Here is a 19,341-nt window from a genome sequence, read left to right on the forward strand (position 1 = left end):
TTCGTCTCGCCCTTTACGCTGCTCGTCGGGCATTCGATCCTCCTCAGCCTCGATGCATCAGGGTCTAAACGCCATACGGCGCAGGACGTTTCCGTTGCGCCGCGGCCGCCAGGTCGAGATTGGCGGTTCGGTGGCAGCCGGTGTATGTATGGTTTCAAATATGGGCAGTTCGCCCGTCAACCAAAGGGCGTTGCGCCCAAAACGGAGTATAGAATTGGCTGTCGCCTTCACCAAGGAAGAGAGTTTCGAAACCGCTTCGGAAACCCTGCTGCCCGATCGTCCGGTTTCGCCGCATCTGAACCTGGTCACGGAGGCCGGGCTCACGGCTCTGGAATGGCAGTTCCGGCAAGCTCGCGAGGCTTATGATGCAGCGAGCACAATCGATGACGTGAACGAACGGCGGCGGCAGGCTGCAGGTCCCTTGCGCGACCTGCGCTACCTCGCGGTAAGGCTACGCACCGCCCAACTTATGGCCGATCCTGCGTCAACCGACACTGTTGCCTTTGGCAGCACGGTGACCTTCAGCCGTGACGACGGGCGCGTGCAGACCTATCGGATCGTCGGCGAGGATGAGGCCGATCCCAAGGCCGGATCGATTTCCTATGTCTCGCCGGTGGCGCGGTTGCTGATGGGCCGGGCTGTCGGCGACGTGGTGGAAACGGGCGGCCAGGAACTTGAGATCATCACTATCGCATAGGACGCGATCTCTAAGTGGTGTCGGATTCAGCGACACGCAATTATTGTTATAAAAATGGTACTGCTTGGTACTTTATTTATGAGGCATTTACCAATCGTGACTTAGAAGGTGACATTCCATCATCGAAAGTCATGCTTATGGTCAGCGCAATTTCCAGTTCTGCATCCACCATTCTGAGTTCAGCCGCTTCAACCTCGTCTTCCAGTTCATCGAATCAACTTGCTTCTCTCGAGGCGCAGCTTGCCGAAAAGCAGGCAGCCCTGTCGCAGACAAAGGACGAGAAAGAGAAAGCCACAATCGAAAAATCCATCGAGACGCTGGAAGCCAAGATTGCCAAGCTCGAAGCGTCCGAGAGCAGCAAGGCCGAGGCGTCTGCCGGATCGAAGCCCGCCGCCGAGGCTCCGCAGGAGCTTGCCGGCGAAAGCGACCGTATCGGCACGAAGAATTTCGACGAGACCAGCGAGTTCGGCAGCCGCACCGCTTACGTTTGATCGCAATAGAGGCGGCGCTTCGCCACAGTGACGACTTCGCGCGTCAGCTCCGCCAGGCGGTCGGCGGCGAGGCGGTTGATCTGCCAATAGAGTGGAATATCCAGCGGTGTACCGGGAACGAGTTCCACAAGCCGACCTGAGGCGAAATGTTCGCGGGTCAGCTGAGTCGGGTTCATCCCCCAGCCCATACCCGAAAGGGCGGCCTCGACGAAGCTTTGCGTCGAGGGCAGCCAGTGGGTGGGGTGATCGAGATCCTGTCCGAAGGTCTGCCTTATCCAGCCGCTCTGCAACCTGTCCTTCTGATTGAAGGTCAGCGTCGGCGCATTGCGGATCGCCTCGGCGGTAACGCCATCAGGAAAGTGGCGCGCAACGAAATCGGGGCTCGCCGTGGCGTGATAGCGGAGAATGCCGAGTTCGAAGCGACGGCATCCCCTGATCGGCTTTTCCAGACTGGTGACGGCGGCGATCACCCGTCCGCGCTCAAGCCATTCGGCGGTGTGATCCTGGTCGTCGACGGCGATGTTCAGGAGGTAGGACGCGTTCTTCGCGAAATTCGCCATGGCCTCGACGAACCACGTTCCGAGACTATCGGCATTGGTGGCGATCTGAAGGGTGACCCGCTGGCGCGGCTCGTCGGGATCAAAGAGCGCCGGCAACTGCCCGAGGAGTTCGGCCTCCAACATGCCGACATTCTCCATGTGACGACAGAGCCATTCTCCTTTTTCCGTTGCCGTGCAGGGCGTGCCTCTGACGATGAGCACGGTGCCAAGACGCTCTTCGAGTTGCTTCACGCGCTGCGAAATCGCCGATGGCGTGACGTTGAGGATGGTCGCGGCGCGTTCAAAGCTGCCGGTCTGGACAACGCTTGCGACCGCGCGCAGGGCGGGATAATCGAGCATGGATTAGTTTTTCTTAATTGGGATGAGTTGGATTAATTAGTCTAATTCGCGGAATGGCGATAGCCCACCGTTACCGAAGTGAGGGTGTTCGCCGAAGCAATGAATTTTTCGATCTATGCCACCGGCCTGATGATGGGCCTCAGCTTGATTGTCGCAATCGGTGCGCAGAACGCTTTCATCCTGCGCCAGGGTCTGCGCAATGAACATGTTTTCGCCGTCTGTCTCGCCTGCGCGCTCTCAGATGCCGTGCTGATCGTGCTCGGCGTGACCAGCCTGCAGCAGATCGCCCGGTTCATGCCCTGGCTCGATCCGGTCATGCGTTATGGAGGGGCGGCGTTTCTCGCCTGGTATGGCACGAAAAGCCTCTATTCCGCCTTTCGGTCATCCGCTACCCTCTCGGCGGCAGAAGCCAAGACTTCAAGCTTTCGCCAGACGCTCGCAACCTGCCTCGCGCTCACCTGGCTGAATCCGCACGTCTATCTCGATACGGTCGTGCTGCTCGGCACGATCTCGACGCGTTACCCCGAACAGCAGGCTTCGTTTGCCGCGGGAGCGGTAACGGGTTCCTTCCTGTTCTTCTTCTCTCGGATATGGCGCGACATGGCTGCGGCCGATTTTCTCGAAACCGTCGTCCTGGCGGATGGTGGAAACAGTCGTCGCTTTCACCATGTGGATCATCGCCTTCAAGCTGCTCGGCGGGATGTAGACGACTCAACGGTCGGCTTTACGCACGGTGACGAATTGGCGAGCCGTCCTTGCGGTTCCTGTTCAGCAGACCCGTGCGCAGACCAAGTCAGAACCTGCGACAAATTGCAAGCTCTGCGCGTCTGAAAAAAGCGGCGCTGGCGGCGCGCCTTATGCGCGGCTCGGTGATTCTACGATCCTCAGCGCCCGCTTCGGCCGAGCGGCCCTGTTCACAAGCGGCGGCTCCATTTCACGCTGACAATCGGCCATCAGGTGCGACGGAAATCGCTTCAATTCCCGCAACGCATGCTCGTGGTTCGCATCTCTGCGCCGGCGCGACTTGAATGCGGAAAGAGCCTGTACGATATTCCATGTGCTTGATTGTGCCATGTTCGGCCTCCTTTGCTTGCTTTAGCCTCCGATACCCAGAATATGAGTGCCGATTGACATTCAATCAAACAAAATGATATGGGGTTATAAATCAGAAAAATTGAAAGATGCGACGATGAGCCTTCCCTTTCGCCGTCCCATTCCTTTGCTTGACAACGATGTACTGCGAACCTTCGTGGCCATCGCCGAGACAGGCAATTTTTCGACTGCCGCTGAGGCGGTCTTCCGTACGCCTTCGGCGGTGTCGATGCAGATCAAGAAGCTCGAGGAACAGCTGGGCGCAACACTGTTTTTGCGTGACGCGCGCTCGGTATCGCTGACGCGCCACGGCGAGATGCTGCTGTCTTACGCCCGCAACATCCTGGCACTGTCGAACGAGGCGGTGTCGCGCTTCATCATGCCGGAGCTCAGCGGTGTCGTCAGGCTCGGCGCGCCGGAGGATATCGGTGAGCGGCTGCTCCCGAGCATCCTGAAGAGTTTCGCTGAAAGTTATCCCGGCATCATGGTCGATGTGACGATTGACATGAGCATTGGGCTGAAAAAGCGCATGGAGGAGCAGCGGCTCGACCTGGCCTTGATCAACTGTGCGACGCGGCCGTTCCCGACAGGTGGCGAGGTGGTGTTCCGCGAGCGGCTGGTCTGGGCCGGCGCCAGGTGCGGTTCGGCGCATCGCCGCGATCCACTGCCGATCTCGATCTGGGAAGACGGCTGCATCTGGCGCCAGGAGGCGCTCTCCCAACTCGAACGCAATAAACGGCACTATCGCGTCGCCTATCTCAGCGGCCACACCATGGCACAACGCGCCGCCGTGCTCTCCGATCTGGCCATTGCGCCGCTGCCGCTATCCTATGTCAATGAAGACATGGCGATCCTGGGCCCGCAGGAAGGCCTGCCGGAACTCGGCGCTTTCGATATCCGCCTGCTGACCGCCTCGCAAGTATCAGGGCCGATCGAGACGGTAGCCGACAGCATTCGTGGCGCCTTTGCCGAGAGAGCGAAGGCGGTTGCTGCCTGACGATCTCTTTCCAGCGTTGAACCTTTTGTCCCCTTGTGCGTTATCGGCGCGAACGGCATAAGTCCCGTTCGGGGTTGATTTCAAACAAGGATATTCGAAATGACGACAACGGCCAAAATCGCCGCAGCCTTGATGGTTCTTCTGGCGCTCTCCTCCTGCGGCAACACGATCCGCGGCATAGGAAAAGATACCGCAAACACCGTGAACGCCACGCAGGACGCCGGCCGCTCGGTTGACCGCGCTGCGAAGAAATAACGGCCGTTCAATTCCTGCGGGAATCGGCCGATCAAGTCCTGCCCGGGAACCGGATCAAATGTTGACCGGGCCGGATCAAGAGTTGACCGGGGGATAAGCCTTTTCCAGGCCGCCGGATCGGTCAAGACCGGTCCGGAAGGCTTGGTAAGCAGGATGCTGGCTGGAACGGGCGGTTTCCATCAGCCGGATCTGCAGCCGATCCGGTGCTTGAGCTCCGAGCCACAGGCCGAGATTTTCGAGCTTCAGCGAGTTCAGGAAACGCGAACCCGCGGCGAGATCGAGATGGCGGCGCAGGCCGTCAAGCAGGTTATCGTCCTGAGCGACATTTTCCATGAGCAGCGTCAGATATGATTTGTCCGTCTCCGACAGCGCGGCGAGCTTTTCCGCAACGGTATCGCGGTCGGGAAAGGGAACATTGCCATTCATGTCGAATCGTCCGGTCGTTGATCGTCTCCTGCCGTTATAAGCTCGCCTTGACCTTCTCGGCTACATCGGCCGGAACCCATTTCATCCACAGACCCTCGTAATTGCGAAGGAAATGGATGGCGGCATCCTCGTTGCTTTCGTGGTTTTCGTCTTGCCAGGCGAGAACCTGATTGATCGTCTGATTGTCCCATTTGCGGGTCTTGAGATAGGTGGTGACAGGTCCGGAGCGGCTGGCAAAAGACCTGGTCATCAAGGTGAAGGCGCGCGAGACCGGGTAGGAATTGACTTCCGGCCTCAAGCAGCCGGCAACCGCCGTGCAGCGGTCCCACTCTGTCTTGTTGTGGCCGACGCCGAAGCTCAGCCGCGTCATGTCGTATTTACCGAGGACGGCCGTTGGCGCCCAATAGTATCCGAGCCAGCCGACCTTGTTTTCGAAGGCGCGAGCAATCGAGGCATCGAGCCGTTCGGGGCTGCCGGTTTCGACGAGTTCGAAGCTCTTCTTGTCCGCGGCAAGCGCCTTGAACAGGTTGGTGGTCGATATCTGGCAGCTCCAGTCGGCGGGACAATTGTAGACCGCGCCCTTCGACACATCGTCCTCGGCGGGGAACAGTTCGGGATGTTTCAGCGCATCTTCGACCGACCGGATGTCGGGATTGGCGTCGGCAATGAATTTCGGGATCCACCAGCCCTCGACCGCACCGTCGGCCAGGATCTCGGCTCCCTGCACCAGCCGTCCGGCGTTGACGGCCTGATCAAGCAAGGCTCTGACGGAATTGATCCAATATTCAGAGGCGATGTCCGGAGTGCCTTTCTCGTTCATCGAGGCGAAGGTCGGCAGCGTGTCGCCGTCGACGATGGTGACCGAGCAGCCGTAGCCCTTTTCCAGGATGATCTTGTCGAAATTCGCCGCAATACCGGCTGAGGCCCATTTCATCTCGGCGATCGAAACCTTGCCGCACTCTGCGGCTTCGGCCGGCGCAACGGTAGAAAGAGCCGCGGCAAAGACGGCTGGAATCAGAATCGTCTTCATCGTCATTCCCCGAATTCTTCTTTACAGCGCCGCGTCTTTTCAGACGCGCTAAGGATGCTGGGAGACATTTACCGATGCGCAGCCGGGGGTCGCAAATCAGCGACAAGTTTCTCCGGCGCCCAAAAGGAAATGCCGCGATCCCGCGACAAACGTTTTCCGCTTCATGGGGCGCCTTCGTCCTTGCGGCTCCGGCAGCTTATCGCAGGTCATGGTTCGAAAATGGCGTTTTTGGAAAGCCTACGCGTTCGCTCGCAGAAATCAACCGTCTTCTGCTGATGGTTGCGGGACTAAATGATTGAATTCGAAGAATTTATCTCAATATCCCGAAAATGGCGCCTTTAAGCAGTTTGCACGCTCTTGGCGATCGCCGGTGGGGCTTCGGCAGAAATTTCGGCGAGAAAGTCAAAAAAAGTCAAAATTAACATTTGCGTAAGGCTTCAATAACTCTCCGGTAAGAATGTGCCGTTATCAGTTGGGTCGTGGCGGCAATGACCGCCGCTTCCCCGGTTCAGGTAGTGCGTACCGGGGAAAGCGAGCTTCGCCGTGTAGGGGCGAAGACGCCTGAGTTTTCGGCAAACCGCGCAGAGCCAAGGCCATGCGCGGTTTTCGCGTTTCTGCGGGACGCTTGAGCAGGGTCAAGTCCTGACTCAGAACACGTCTTGACCGAGGGCACGCCTTGACCCGGGATCGTCGCCCATTGTAGGCCTCGCCTCAGCGAAAGGCGGCCACTATGGCAAGAGCGATCATGCTGCAGGGAACCGGCTCGGATGTCGGCAAGACGGTGCTGGTCGCCGGCCTTTGCCGGCTGGCGGCCAATCGCGGGCTTGCCGTCCGGCCATTCAAGCCGCAGAACATGTCGAACAATGCGGCGGTTGCCGATGACGGCGGCGAAATCGGCCGGGCGCAGTGGCTGCAATCGCTGGCGGCGCGCACGCAGTCCTCGGTGCACATGAACCCGGTGCTGCTCAAGCCGCAATCGGAGAATGGCAGTCAGATCATCGTGCAGGGCAGGGTGTTCGGACAGGCGAAAGGGCGGGATTATCAGCGGCTGAAGCCGCAGCTGCTCGGCGCAGTGCTCGAAAGCTTCGAAAAAGTCGCTGCGGGCGCCGATCTCGTCATCGTCGAGGGTGCCGGATCGCCGGCCGAGATCAATCTCAGGGCCGGCGATATCGCCAATATGGGTTTTGCGACCCGGGCCGGCGTGCCTGTCGTGCTCGTCGGCGATATCGACCGCGGCGGCGTCATCGCCTCGTTGGTCGGCACGCATGCGATTCTCGATCATGGGGACCGGGCGATGATCGCGGGCTATATCATCAACAAGTTCCGCGGCGACATCTCCCTGTTCGACGACGGCATCTGCGCCATCGAAGGCTTTACCGGCTGGCCGTGTTTCGGCGTCGTGCCGTGGCTGCCGGGTGCGGCGCGCCTGCCGGCCGAAGATTCGGTCGTGCTCGAACGGCTGGCGAAGGGCAGGGCCGGGGCGCTGAAGATCGCCGTGCCGGTGCTGCCGCGCATCGCCAATTTCGACGATCTCGACCCGCTGCGGGCCGAGGCGGACGTCGAACTGGTCTTCGTGCGATCGGGCGAACGGCTGCCTGCCGATGCGAGCCTCGTCATTCTTCCCGGCTCGAAAGCGACGATATCGGATCTCGCCGATTTCAGGGCTGAAGGCTGGGACCGCGATCTCCATATGCATGTCAGACGCGGCGGCCGAGTGATCGGCATTTGCGGCGGCTACCAGATGCTCGGCCGCACGGTGCACGATCCGCTCGGTCTCGAGGGCGGGACACTCGAGACGCCGGGGCTTGCGCTGCTCGACGTCGAGACCGAGATGGCGCCTGAAAAAACCGTGCGCAACAGCCATGCCCGCTCGACTGAATACGACGTGCCGCTTGCCGGCTACCAGATCCACCTCGGCATCACCCACGGCCCGGATTGCGACCGGCCTTCGGCGATTATCGACGGCGCACCCGACGGGGCGCTTTCGGCCGATGGCCGGATCATGGGCACCTATCTGCACGGGCTCTTCGGCAGCGACGCCTATCGCGCCCTGCTGCTTCAAAGCTTTGGGCTCTCGGGGGAGCAGAGGAATTACCGCGAGAGCGTCGAGTGGGCGCTGGATGAAATCGCGAGTGACCTGGAGAAGCATCTCGATGCGCGCTGGCTTGCGGGGTTGCTGGGGTAGGGATGGATGTGTGTTAGGCGGGGATTGCCGCGCTGCCTTGCTCCCGCTGGAAGCAGGTCCCCTATGTTCGGTTGATCTGAGGTGCTTAACCTCTTCTCCGTCATTCCTGTGACAAGCGCAGGAATGAAGGAGGAGGAGAGTTGGGGCGCCATCGAATGCTCAGAGCAGCGACTTGCGCCCACTGTCTGCCGCTCCACTCTTGCCAAATTAGTTGACTGAGTCCATTAATTCTCTCACCACGAGAATTCGGTCGAGAGCATAAACCATGAGCGTAATGGATAGATTTTCACTGGCTGGTCAGGTGGCGCTCGTGACCGGGGGCGGCCGCGGTCTGGGCTTCGAGATGGCGCGCGTGCTTGCCGAGGCCGGCGCGCATGTCATCATCACCGGACGGACGGCGGCGACGCTGGACGAGGCCCTAAGAACGCTGCGTGCGGCGGGCGGCTCGGCGGAGGCTGCCGTGTTCGACATCGCCGACCGCGAGGCCCAGCGTTCTGTGATGGCCGATATCGAAAAGGTCCGCGGCCGTCTCGATATTCTGATCAACAATGTCGGCGCCCGCGACAGGCGGCCGCTGACCGAATTCGACGATGAGGCCATCATCGAGCTGCTGCACACCGATCTGGCCGCGGCAATGATGCTTTCGCGCGATGCCGCGGTGCTGATGAAGCGGCGCAATTATGGCCGCCTGATCGCGGTGACCTCGATCAGCGGTCATGTCGTCATGCCCGGCGACTGCGTCTATCCGGCTGCCAAGCAGGGTCTGACCGGACTGATGCGCGGCATGGCAGTCGAATTCGGCCCTTACGGCATCACCAGCAACGCGATCGCACCCGGCTGGTTCGCCACGGAGACGAACGCGGCAATGGCCGCGAATGAGGAATTGATGCCCTTCGTGCGCCAGCGCATCCCGGTCCAACGCTGGGGACGCCCGGACGAGATCGCCGGTGCAGCACTGTTTCTTGCAAGCGGCGCCGCATCCTTCGTCAACGGCCACGTATTGACCGTCGACGGCGGCATGACGGTCCGGATGTGAGGACGATACCCGCCGGCGTTGTGCCGGCTTCGGATGAAATGACTTGCCGTTGATAACGGCTGGAAATATCGGTTTGGCGCGACTATCAATTGATAGGGCGGCAGCCGGTTCGGCATCGCCGCCCATTTGCCCGATTTGCCGTCATAAGGTTGCGCCGGCTCATGTGGAGGTTCGGAAATTAACGGTCATATTCAGTGGATTATAGAGCAGGGAATCACCAGCGAGCATATTGGCGACCTCGTTTCCGGCCTGTGTAAGCGGCTGATCGCGGACGGGTTTCCGATCTGGCGGGCGAGTATCAGAATGCCGTCCCTGCATCCGATGTATCGCGGCGTCGCGGCCAATTTCATGCGGGGCGGTGAGACCGTCCTTGAAAATGCCGAGCACGGCAGTGCTACGGAGCGTGACTTCGAGAAGACGCCGATCTTTTACCTTTTGAGCCGCGGCGAAAGAACGGGGCGATGGAATTTGGCGAGGGGCGAGGGTCTCGATTATACCGAGCTCAACGAATTCGCGCTTTCCGGGGGCACGGATCACGTGATTAGCCTGTTCGAATTCCCGAAGGAAGTCGCGTTGCGCGGGCTCGGTTTCTCGCTGACGAGCGATGCGCCGGGCGGATTTTCCGATGATCAACTGGCGATCGTCGCAGCGCTATTCCCGGCACTCGGACTGGCGGCCTACCGCGTGGCGGTTTCGAAGACGGCGAGCGATATCCTCGCGGTCTATACCGGCGCTAGGACGAGTGCGCGTATCCTTGCCGGCGAAACCCGCAGAGGAATGGGCGGTTCCATCGATGCCGCCATCCTACTGGCCGACCTTCGCAATTTCACGGCCTTGACCGAGGTCTATCAGCCCGCGGAGATCGTCGGGTTTCTCAACGAGCATTTCGAGCTGATCGACCGGCATGTCGAGGAAAATTCCGGCGAGATCCTCAAGTTCATGGGCGACAGTGTACTGGCGATCTTTCCGACTGAGGCGGAGGATCCGCAAAAGGCCTGCAGGGCAGCGTTGGCTTCGGCTCAGAATCTGCTGAAGGCCAACGAAGAGCTTAATCGCGAGCGGACACGCAACGGAGGCCCCGATATCGGCATCGATGTCGTGCTGCATCTCGGCGAGGTTTTCTACGGAAATGTCGGCGCCCACGGCCGGCTCGACTTCACGGTGATCGGCAGGGCTGTCAACGAAGCCTCGCGGCTGGAAAAGCTCTGCGGAATGCTCGAGCAGCACCTGCTGCTGTCGGAGAGCTTCGCGGCGACCTCAGCCGTCCCCTGCGAGTATCTCGGCTCTTTCGAATTGCGGGGCGTTTCGAAGAAGGCCGACGTCTTCCGGCTGGCCGGCGCCGCGTCATAACACCCCTTCAGATTTCGCCGGAGACTTCGCGACGGCGGCGGTCCAGTTCTTCGCTGTAGCGGCGCAGCGTATAGCTTTCGCTGAGCTGGCCGATCACCTTGCGCTCGATCAAATTGTTGACGACGGCGAGTGCTTCGCTTTCGCTCTTATCGAAGATCGCCGCCGCCTGCCTTGCATTCATCTGTGGCTGCAGGAAATCGTTGCGGTAGTGGATGAAATCGGCAAGCGTCTTGCCCTCGTCCTGGGTGTCGGTCGGGTTGGCGTAGATCTCCGGCACCAGCACGAGGCCGGCATATTTGTCGCTCTCCTCGACAAGGATGACACGCTGGGTCGAGCCGATTGGGAAGGCCTGCTTGAATTCCTCCAGCGAGATGCCAGCCCTTGCCGTCTTGACGTCCGCGCGCATCAGCTTGTCCACCGTCAGGTTGCGGATCCAGCCGACGTCATGGGCGCTGCGGATGCTTTCGCCGCGCAGGTGGAAGCGCCATGTGGCGAAGGAGTAGCCGAAGGTCGAGCGCACGACGAGCGAGGAGGTGATGACGGCGGCGAGCACCAGCGCGGTGATCGGGAAGTCGCCGGTGATTTCGAGCGCCAGGAAGGTCATCGTCAGCGGCCCGCCGATGACGGCGACGGCAAGCGAACTCATGCCGACCACGGCATAAATGACGGGCGTCAGCGTCGCATCGGCAAAATAGGGGCCGCAATAAGCAAAGAGCTTGCCGAGCAGGGCGCCCATGAACAGCGAGGCGAAGAACAGGCCGCCCCTGAAGCCCGAGCCGATCGAGATCGCCGAAGCCAAGGATTTCAACAGGAAGAGGCCGATCAGCGCCGGGATGGCGACGTCGCGGGAGAGGTTCAGATGCAACGCGCCATGGCCGGCCGAAAGCACCTGCGGCGAGATCATCGCCAGCAGCCCGACGATGATGCCGCCGAGGGCCGGGCGGAAGGGCGGGGCGATCGCGCTCTTGCGCGCCAGTTCTTCGACAAAGGCGACACCCTGCATGATCAGGATGCCGACGCCGGCTGAGACCGCGCCGAGCAGCAGCGCCGGGATATAATCGGCCGGCACGACCGCGCCGAAGCCGCCGATATCGATGGTGAAATCGCCGTGGGTGAGCAGCCTTGCGATCAGGGTGGAAACAAGGGCCGAAACCACCACAGGGGTCAGCGAGACGATCGTATAAGTGCCGATGATCAGTTCGAAGGCATAGAAGGCGCCGGTCAGCGGCGCGTTGAAGGCGGCGGCGATGGCGCCGGCTGCGCCGCAGCCGACGAGGACGCGGAGATCCGAGCGGCGAAGCTGCAGCTTCAGGCCGAGTTTCGAGGCGAGCCCTGCGGCAAGCTGGGTATAGCCGGCCTCCAGGCCGACGGAGGCGCCGAACCCGTTGGAGATCAGGTTCTGCACGGCGACGATAATGCTGTCAGTCAAGGACAGGCGGCCGCCATGCAGCGCATTGGCCTCGATCGGGTCGACCATCGGCTTCTTGCGGCGTTTGGCCAAAATGAAGAGCAACAGGCCGAGCAGGATGCCGCCGATGATCGGGGCGGTGAGCAGCAGCAGCTTGTCGTCGATCACCGACGAGCTCAACCTTTCGCTGTCGGCGATACCGAAGACCAACTGATGCAGTTCATTGGACACGAAGCTCATGCCGGTCACGGCAAGACCGGAGGCAATGCCGACGACAGCGCCCGCCAGAGACAGACCGACTTCGCTGCGGCGGGTCAGCGCCCGCAGCCGCCCCGGATCGAAGAAAACACGCAGCGCTCGGAACCGGCGCCGATCCAATTTCATAAGCATGGCAAGACAACTAGGCAGGAAGAGGCCCGGTCAAGGGCGATGGCGCAGTCCGCTTGCAGCGCAATTGCGGCGAAAAGCCGGCGGGCGCGTCAAATATTTATGACGTAAGCCTCTGATAAATGACGATATTCCTGGTCGAGTAAGTCGTGTTTGGATGAGCGTGCCTGCCTTGCCGCCCACGGCCGACCGCCAAGGCCGGTTGACTTCACTCCTGAGCTTGCCTAACCATCCCTCAACGGATGGTCGCCAGACCATCCCACGCGGATGGTCATCTGGCCATCCTCGGATATAACGGATGGTTCCGGATCGGCGTTACGCCTTCCGGATGAAAAGGGAATGTGACGGGGCGGACCCACACCGGGCGCCTTCATCACAGCCGACCCCGCGACTGTAGAGCGGTCAGGGTCTTCCATCCGGCATCGAGCCCTTCCTGCCCGCTTGCAATCATGCAGGCGGGCGTGACGGGCGACATGCCGGAAAAGCCACTGGACATGCATGGTGATCAACCGGGGTCGGACGCCTCTATTTCTACGAATCGTCCACCTCTTCACCAATGCAGCCGGGAAGGCGAGGCAGATCCGCTGGCACGATCAGGGGCGACCGGTTTCCGGTCCGCCCCGATCGCGGCCGACAACCGCGAGCCAGGAGACCTGCCATTCGTGCCGGGCGAAAAGCCCAATCCTGGGCAAGAGACCCGCTGCCAGCACGGAGGTTGTTTTGGCTGAACGATTGAATTCGGCGTTGCCTCGTGGGGTACTGGAGCGCATTTCCCTCTCCTCCCTCATTCCTGTGCCCGTCACAGGAATCCAGTGCGACCAAGTCCTTGGGCGCGAGAGACTTACTTCCCGAATGAGAGTCATTCACGGCGCGGACGCGCCGTGCCTGGATTCCTGTGACAGGCACAGGAATGAGGGAGCGTGGTGGGGTGTCGCATTCTCCCAGCAGGCCGTCTGCGCATGACGACCGCTCTCTCCAATGCCATTTTCATCCTCGGCGGCGCACGCTCCGGCAAATCCCGGTTTGCCGAAAACCTCGTCGTTGCAACCGGCCTCGATCGTCACTACGTCGCGACCGGCCGGGCGTGGGACGAGGAGATGCAGTCGCGGATTGCCCAGCACAGAGCCGATCGCGGCCCGTCATGGACGACGCATGAGGAACCGCTCCATCTCGTCGGCAGGCTCGCCGCCATCGACGGCGAGGGCCGGGTCGTGCTGATCGACTGCCTGACGCTCTGGGTCACCAATCTGATGATGGAGGAGCGCGATATGGCGGCGGATTTTTTGGCGCTCGCCGATTATTTGCCGCGGGCAAAGGCGCGGCTCGTTTTCGTGTCAAACGAGATCGGCCTCGGCATCGTGCCGGACAATCGCATGGCGCGGGATTTTCGCGATCATGCCGGCCGTCTCCACCAGCTGATCGCGGCAAAGGCCGCCGAAGTCTATTCATCGCGGCAGGCCTGCCGCTGAAAATGAAGGGTTAAATCCATGAATCAACAGAAGATTCCCGCAACCGTCATCACCGGTTTCCTCGGCGCCGGCAAGACGACGATGATCCGCAACCTGCTTACCAATGCCGGCGGTAAAAAGATCGCGCTGATCATCAATGAATTCGGCGATCTCGGTGTCGACGGCGAGGTGCTGAAGGGCTGCGGTGCGGAGAACTGCAGCGAGGACGACATCATCGAACTGACTAATGGCTGCATCTGCTGCACCGTCGCCGACGATTTCATTCCGACGATGACGAAGCTCTTGGAACGTGAGCAGCGGCCCGACCATATCGTCATTGAAACCTCGGGCCTCGCTCTGCCGCAGCCGCTGGTCGCCGCCTTCAACTGGCCTGACATTCGCACCCAGGTGACCGTCGACGGCGTCATCACGGTGGTCGACAGTGCGGCTGTTGCCGCCGGCCGGTTCGCCGACGACCACGATGCCGTCGAGGCGGCGCGCAGCGAGGATGAATCGCTCGATCACGAGAGCCCGATCGAGGAACTGTTCGAGGATCAGCTCACCTGCGCCGATCTCATCGTGCTCAACAAGACCGACCTGATCGACGTGGCCGGCCTCGGCCGGGTGCGCGACGAGGTCGCCGCCCGCACCTCGCGCAAGCCGGTGATGATCGAGGCGAAAAACGGCGAGGTGCCGGCCGGCATCCTGCTTGGCCTCGGCATCGGCACGGAGGACGATATCGCCAACCGCAAGTCCCATCACGAACTGGAGCATGAGGACGGCACGCCGCACGATCATGACGAATTCGACAGCTTCGTCGTCGATCTCGGCCCGGTCGCCGATCCGGCCGGCTTCATCGAGGCGCTGAAGAGCATCATATTGGCCCATGACGTGCTGCGCCTCAAGGGCTTCGTCGATGTTTCGGGCAAGCCGATGCGCCTGCAGCTCCAGGCAGTCGGCAGCCGCATCGACCACTATTTCGATCGCGCCTGGGCGCCTGGGGAAAACCGCGGCACGCGCCTCGTCGTCATTGGTCTGCATGAGATGGATCAGGGTGCGGTGAGAGCGGCGATCGAGGCGCTGGCGTAGGCCCATGCATCTGCTTCTGGCCCAGCAGGGAATGATCAGCGACGGCGAAGAGGCGATCGATCTCGGTCAGACGCCGGGCGATATCCTGTTTCTGTCGGCCGCCGACAGCGAGCTTGCGGCGATCGCGGCCGCCCATCGCGCCTGCGGTGGGCCGCATTCGCTGCGGCTTGCCAGCCTGATGAGCCTCAAGCACCCGATGTCGGTCGATACCTATGTCGAGCGCACGGCGCGGCACGCCAGGCTCATCATCGTCCGTGCGCTCGGCGGCGCCAGCTATTTCCGCTATGCGCTGGAGGCGCTGCATGCTGCAGCGTCCCGCGCCGGCGCGCAGATTGCGGTGCTGCCGGGTGATGCCAGGTCGGATGCGGGGCTGGTACCCTTCTCGAACATCGAGGTCGACGATCTCGATGCGCTCTGGGCCTATCTCATCGAGGGCGGCGAGGCCAATGGGCGCGCCTTTCTCGATTATGCCGCGGCGATGCTGTCGGGCGCGGAGAAGCCCGCGCCGGCGGTACCGTTGATGAAGGCGGGGATCTGGTGGGCGGGGCGAGGGCTGATCGGGGTCGAGGAGTGGCGGCGGGTGACAGAGAAGGTGGCGGTGGAGCCAATCGTCGCCATCAGCTTCTACCGAGCGCTCGTGCAGAGCGGCGAGACCAAGCCGATCGAAGCGCTGATCGAAGCCTTGCAGGCGCACGGTCTCCGGCCGCTGCCGGTCTTTGCCTATAGCCTCAAGGACCCCGTTTCGACCGGCATTATCGAGAGCGTGTTCTCAGTACTGAAACCCGATGTCGTGATCAACACGACCGGCTTTGCCGTCTCCGCGCCTGGTGCCGACCGGCAGCCGACGGTGCTGGAGGCGAATGGGGCGGTGGTGCTGCAGGCGATCTTGTCTGCGTCCTCCAAGGAAGCGTGGGCGGCCTCCTCGCAAGGCCTGTCGGCGCGCGATCTCGGCATGAACGTGGCGCTGCCCGAAGTCGACGGCCGGGTGCTGGCGCGGGCGGTCTCCTTCAAGACGGCGGCGCGTTACGATGCAGCCGTCGAGACCAACATTGTCGCCAGCGAACCGGATGCCGGCCGGGTGCGCTATACGGCGGAACTGGCCGCCAATTGGGCGCGGCTGCGCGCTACTCCGGCTCGCGACCGGCGCATCGCGCTCGTGATGGCGAACTATCCGAATCGCGACGGCCGGCTCGGCAACGGGGTTGGCCTGGATACGCCGGCCGGCAGCATCGAGGTGCTTCGGGCGATGGCGGCAGCGGGTTATCCGCTCGCCGATATTCCGGCCGATGGCGACGCGCTGATCCGGCATCTGATGCAAGGGCCGACCAATTCAGGTCATGACGGCAGGGTCATTCGCGAGACCCTTTCCCTGAGTCTCTACAACGGCTTCCTGGATACTCTTCCTAATAAGATTCAGGATGAGGTGAGGGCCCGCTGGGGCGATCCCGAGAACGATCCGTATTTTCTCGACGGCGTCTTCGCCCTGCCTTTCGCCCGCTTCGGTAGCGTCCTCGTCGGCATTCAGCCGGCGCGCGGTTATAATATCGATCCGAAGGAGAGCTATCATTCGCCGGATCTCGTGCCGCCGCACGGTTATCTTGCCTTCTATGCTTTCCTGCGGCGCGCGTTCGGCGCCGATGCCGTCATCCACATGGGCAAACACGGCAATCTCGAATGGCTGCCGGGCAAGGCGCTGGCGCTATCGGAGGAGTGTTATCCCGAGGCGATCCTCGGGCCGCTGCCGCATCTCTATCCCTTCATCGTCAACGACCCGGGCGAGGGCACGCAGGCCAAGCGCCGGACTGCCGCCGTCATCATCGATCATCTGACGCCGCCTTTGACGCGGGCCGAGAGCTATGGGCCACTCAAGGATCTGGAAGCGCTGGTCGACGAATATTACGAGGCCTCCGGCAGTGATCCCCGCCGCATTCGCCTGCTCAGCCGGCAGATCCTCGATCTGGTGACCGATATCGGCCTCGACCGGGATGCCGGTATAAAGAGCGGCGAAAGCGAAGGCGAAGCGCTGAAGAAGCTCGACGCCTATCTCTGCGACCTCAAGGAAATGCAGATTCGGGATGGGCTGCATGTGTTCGGCGTGTCGCCGGAGGGGCGGTTGCTGACAGATCTCACCGTGGCGCTGGCGCGGGTGCCGCGCGGGCTGGGCGAGGGCGGTGATGCGAGCTTGCAGCGGGTGATCGCGGCGGATGCGGGGATGGGCAATGTGCCTGGGGCACCCCCCTCTGTCCTGCCGGACATCTCCCCGACAAGGGGGGAGATTGAATCGGAGCGCCGGCCTCCCCAAACAATCGATATAGAGCGATTGTCTTACTCCTTGCCGATCTCCCCCCTTGTGGGGAAGATGTCCGGCAGGACAGAGAGGGGTAACTCCACGTTCGACCCTCTCGACTGCGACATGGCCACCCCCTGGACCAGAACACGTCCCGCCATCCTCGCCGACGTTCTCGATGCACCCTGGCGCACCAATGGCGACGCCGTCGAGCGCGTCGAACTGCTGGCAGCGAAGTTCGTTTCCGGCGAAATGGAGTGCCCAGCAGAGTGGAAGGCTACGCAGGCTGTACTCTCCGAGATCGAAACCCGCCTCAAGCCCTCCATCCTCGCCTGCGGCCCCGCCGAAATTCACGGTCTACTCAACGGGCTCGACGGTCGCTTCGTCGCACCTGGCCCATCCGGCGCGCCAACACGCGGGCGGCCCGACGTGCTGCCCACGGGCCGAAATTTCTATTCGGTCGACAGCCGCGCAGTGCCGACACCGGCCGCTTACGAACTCGGCAAGAAATCCGCCGAGCTGCTGGTGCGCCGCTATGTGCAGGATCACGGCGAATGGCCTGTTTCCCTGGGGCTGACGGCATGGGGAACGTCGAATATGCGCACCGGCGGCGACGATATCGCCCAGGCGCTGGCGCTGATTGGCGTCAAGCCGCTCTGGGACATGAGTTCTCGCCGCGTTACCGGCTATGAAATCATACCGCAAGCCATGCTCGGGCGGCCGCGTGTCGACGTGACACTCCGCATCTCCGGCTTCTTCCGCGACGCTTTTCCCGAGCAGATCGCTCTGTTCGACAAGGCGGTCCGCGCCGTCGGCGCGCTTGAAGAGGACGAGGCCGACAATCCGATCGCAACGCGCATGCGCGGCGAGGCGGCAAGGCTTGCGGCTGCCGGCCTCGACGCCGCCGCGGCGAAACGTCGGGCGGGCTACCGGATTTTCGGCTCGAAGCCCGGCGCCTACGGCGCCGGATTGCAGGCGCTGATCGACGAAAAGGGTTGGGAGCGACGCGCCGATCTCGCCGAGGCCTATCTCGTCTGGGGCAGTTATGCCTATGGCGCCGGTGAGGAGGGCAAGGCCGAACGCGGCCTGTTCGAGGAGCGGCTGCGCTCGGTGCAGGCCGTCGTTCAGAACCAGGACAATCGCGAGCACGACCTGCTCGACAGCGATGACTACTACCAGTTCGAGGGCGGCATGGCGGCGGCGGCCGAGGCGCTCAGCGGCGCGCGCCCCTCGATCTACCACAATGATCACTCGAGGCCGGAGCGGCCGGTGATCCGTTCGCTGGAGGAAGAGATCGGTCGCGTCGTGCGCGGACGCGTCGTCAATCCCAAATGGATATCCGGCGTCATGCGCCACGGCTACAAGGGTGCGGCCGAAATTGCCGCCACCGTCGACTATCTCTTCGCCTTCGCGGCGACGACGGGCGCGGTCGGTGCGCATCATTTCGAGGCGGTCTACCAGGCTTTCGTCACCGATCCGGCTGTGCGTAGCTTCATGACGGAAAAGAACCCGGCGGCATTCGACGAGATGACAGCGCGGCTGCGCGAGGCGATCGACCGCAGCCTCTGGACGCCGCGCAGCAATTCGGCCCGGTTCGACCTGGCCAAACCACAGAATGAGGTGAACCGATGAGTGACGAAATCCCGGACAACGAAACGGGCAAGGATGATGCGCGCCACGCCGAGAAGATGGCGAAGAAGAAGGCCGCGCGCGACAAGATCATGGCGACCAAGACCGACGGCAAGGGGCTGATCATCGTCCATACCGGCAAGGGCAAGGGCAAATCATCCGCCGCCTTCGGCATGATCTTTCGCCACATCGCCCATGGTAAACCCTCGGCCGTCGTGCAGTTCATCAAGGGCGCGATGTGGACCGGCGAGCGCGATCTGATCGAGAAGCATTTCTCCGATCTCTGCCAGTTCCACACCATGGGTGAGGGGTTCACCTGGGAAACGCAGGACCGCGCCCGCGACGTTGCCGCCGCCTCGGCTGCCTGGGAAAAGGCCAAGGAACTGATCCGCGACGAGCGCAATTCCATGGTGCTGCTCGACGAGATCAACATCGCGCTACGCTACGACTATCTCGATATCAACGAGGTGGTGGAATTCCTGAAGACCGAGAAGCCCGCCATGACCCATGTGGTGCTGACGGGGCGCAACGCCAAAGAAGAACTGATCGAGATCGCGGATCTGGTGACCGAGATGGAGCTTGTCAAACATCCCTTCCGCTCCGGCATCAAGGGGCAGCCGGGGGTAGAATTCTAG

At 61.9% G+C, this 19,341-nt stretch carries 15 protein-coding genes, 2 pseudogenes and 1 riboswitch; of the genes and pseudogenes, 12 read left to right on the top strand and 5 right to left on the bottom strand.

The window, feature by feature from the left end; all coding sequences use genetic code 11:
• The first annotated feature begins 214 nt into the window (after positions 1–214).
• Entirely contained in the window at positions 215–697 is a 483-nt protein-coding gene (greA, locus tag MF410_RS06090) for a transcription elongation factor GreA (protein WP_097625820.1), read from the top strand.
• A 131-nt stretch (positions 698–828) separates the two neighbouring features.
• A complete protein-coding gene (locus MF410_RS06095; RefSeq protein WP_097625819.1) occupies positions 829–1,188 on the top strand; it encodes a hypothetical protein in 360 nt (119 codons plus the stop codon).
• Here the strand turns inward: MF410_RS06095 and MF410_RS06100 are convergent.
• Positions 1,179–2,087 (bottom strand): LysR family transcriptional regulator ArgP, encoded by a 909-nt coding sequence (locus tag MF410_RS06100; RefSeq protein ID WP_097625818.1) that lies wholly within the window; start codon positions 2,085–2,087, stop codon positions 1,179–1,181. The two genes, MF410_RS06095 and MF410_RS06100, sit on opposite strands and share 10 nt — an antisense overlap.
• Positions 2,088–2,186: 99 nt before the next feature.
• Between MF410_RS06100 and MF410_RS06105 the strand changes: the two are divergent.
• Positions 2,187–2,793, top strand: a pseudogene (locus tag MF410_RS06105) (LysE/ArgO family amino acid transporter).
• 149 nt (positions 2,794–2,942) lie between these two features.
• Here MF410_RS06105 and MF410_RS06110 read toward each other — a convergent pair.
• Positions 2,943–3,161 (bottom strand): hypothetical protein, encoded by a 219-nt coding sequence (locus tag MF410_RS06110; protein WP_097625817.1) that lies wholly within the window; start codon positions 3,159–3,161, stop codon positions 2,943–2,945.
• A 73-nt stretch (positions 3,162–3,234) separates the two neighbouring features.
• Between MF410_RS06110 and MF410_RS06115 the strand changes: the two genes are divergently transcribed.
• Both MF410_RS06115 and MF410_RS06120 read left to right on the top strand, forming a co-directional pair.
• Positions 3,235–4,176, top strand: coding sequence for a LysR family transcriptional regulator (locus MF410_RS06115; protein WP_172643288.1), 942 nt, complete (start codon positions 3,235–3,237; stop codon positions 4,174–4,176).
• A gap of 99 nt (positions 4,177–4,275) precedes the next feature.
• Entirely contained in the window at positions 4,276–4,431 is a 156-nt protein-coding gene (locus tag MF410_RS06120; protein WP_003540537.1) for a hypothetical protein, read from the top strand.
• Positions 4,432–4,506: 75 nt separating this feature from the next.
• On the opposite strand, the gene MF410_RS06125 is transcribed toward MF410_RS06120, so the two are convergent.
• Complete coding sequence (locus tag MF410_RS06125; RefSeq protein WP_097625816.1) at positions 4,507–4,857, bottom strand: hypothetical protein; 351 nt, start codon at positions 4,855–4,857, stop codon at positions 4,507–4,509.
• 34 nt (positions 4,858–4,891) lie between these two features.
• Positions 4,892–5,893 carry a glycine betaine ABC transporter substrate-binding protein gene (locus MF410_RS06130; RefSeq protein ID WP_179867119.1) on the bottom strand — a complete coding sequence of 334 codons (1,002 nt, stop codon included), beginning with the start codon at positions 5,891–5,893 and terminating at the stop codon, positions 4,892–4,894.
• 724 nt (positions 5,894–6,617) lie between these two features.
• Here MF410_RS06130 and MF410_RS06135 point away from each other — a divergent pair.
• From MF410_RS06135 to MF410_RS06145, 3 genes are all read left to right on the top strand, one after another.
• Positions 6,618–8,072, top strand: coding sequence for a cobyric acid synthase (locus MF410_RS06135; RefSeq protein WP_097625815.1), 1,455 nt, complete (start codon positions 6,618–6,620; stop codon positions 8,070–8,072).
• A 265-nt stretch (positions 8,073–8,337) separates the two neighbouring features.
• Positions 8,338–9,108 (top strand): SDR family oxidoreductase, encoded by a 771-nt coding sequence (locus MF410_RS06140; protein ID WP_097625814.1) that lies wholly within the window; start codon positions 8,338–8,340, stop codon positions 9,106–9,108.
• Between the two features lie 261 nt (positions 9,109–9,369).
• Positions 9,370–10,458 carry an adenylate/guanylate cyclase domain-containing protein gene (locus MF410_RS06145; RefSeq protein WP_097625813.1) on the top strand — a complete coding sequence of 363 codons (1,089 nt, stop codon included), beginning with the start codon at positions 9,370–9,372 and terminating at the stop codon, positions 10,456–10,458.
• Positions 10,459–10,465: 7 nt separating this feature from the next.
• Here the strand turns inward: MF410_RS06145 and MF410_RS06150 are convergent, their stop codons facing one another.
• On the bottom strand, positions 10,466–12,256 hold the full coding sequence (locus tag MF410_RS06150; RefSeq protein ID WP_097625812.1) for a chloride channel protein: 1,791 nt from the start codon (positions 12,254–12,256) through the stop codon (positions 10,466–10,468).
• Positions 12,257–12,535: 279 nt separating this feature from the next.
• A riboswitch (cobalamin riboswitch) is annotated at positions 12,536–12,929 on the top strand.
• A gap of 283 nt (positions 12,930–13,212) precedes the next feature.
• Between MF410_RS06150 and cobU the strand changes: the two are divergent.
• The 4 genes and pseudogenes from cobU (at position 13,213) to cobO (ending at position 19,341) form a co-directional block, all read left to right on the top strand.
• Positions 13,213–13,736 (top strand): annotated as a pseudogene (cobU, locus tag MF410_RS06155) (bifunctional adenosylcobinamide kinase/adenosylcobinamide-phosphate guanylyltransferase).
• A gap of 4 nt (positions 13,737–13,740) precedes the next feature.
• Positions 13,741–14,790 carry a cobalamin biosynthesis protein CobW gene (cobW, locus tag MF410_RS06160; RefSeq protein ID WP_097625809.1) on the top strand — a complete coding sequence of 350 codons (1,050 nt, stop codon included), beginning with the start codon at positions 13,741–13,743 and terminating at the stop codon, positions 14,788–14,790.
• Positions 14,791–14,794: 4 nt separating this feature from the next.
• A complete protein-coding gene (gene cobN / locus MF410_RS06165; RefSeq protein ID WP_097625808.1) occupies positions 14,795–18,709 on the top strand; it encodes a cobaltochelatase subunit CobN in 3,915 nt (1,304 codons plus the stop codon).
• Entirely contained in the window at positions 18,706–19,341 is a 636-nt protein-coding gene (cobO, locus tag MF410_RS06170; protein WP_097625807.1) for a cob(I)yrinic acid a,c-diamide adenosyltransferase, read from the top strand. Before cobN ends, cobO begins: the two co-directional genes overlap by 4 nt.

It is taken from the genome of Rhizobium sp. C104 (assembly GCF_022354505.1).
Classification (GTDB): Bacteria; Pseudomonadota; Alphaproteobacteria; order Rhizobiales; family Rhizobiaceae; genus Rhizobium; species Rhizobium redzepovicii.